Source organism: Gilvimarinus sp. 1_MG-2023 (assembly GCF_030548285.1).
The window spans coordinates 1-341 of sequence record NZ_JAUOSC010000477.1; the positions used below are offsets into that span (position 1 = coordinate 1).

Sequence of the window (341 nt, forward strand, 5' to 3'; positions counted from 1 at the left end):
GTTTCATTTGCAGGATTTTTTCAATCTGCAAACCAGCGTACGACCCCACTCGGGGAATGTGATTGGCCGCCTCAGGGTAGTTGGCGTATTCGGTGGTGCCGATAATCTGTTCACCGGCACCAATGGCATAAAGCAGCTCTACGATATGTGGCGCCAGCGCAATAATACGCAACCGCTGACGGTCGGCGGCCACAGCAGTGGCAGGCGTCACCGAAGCAGCTTGAGGTGCTGTCCCGGCTGACATGGCGGGTGCGGTCTGCACCGCCAAGACCGTGGCCAGCCAGAGCCCGCCAATACCATGAACCAACCTCACCAATCGACTCCTTTACGGGCCTTGATAC

Annotated in this window: 1 protein-coding gene; it reads right to left on the minus strand. The window is 57.8% G+C overall.

What is annotated here, in order from left to right:
* On the minus strand, window positions 1-313 hold a 313-nt coding region (locus tag Q4563_RS17705; RefSeq protein ID WP_303605436.1), incomplete at its 3' end, for an ABC transporter substrate-binding protein.
* Window positions 314-341: the final 28 nt, after the last annotated feature.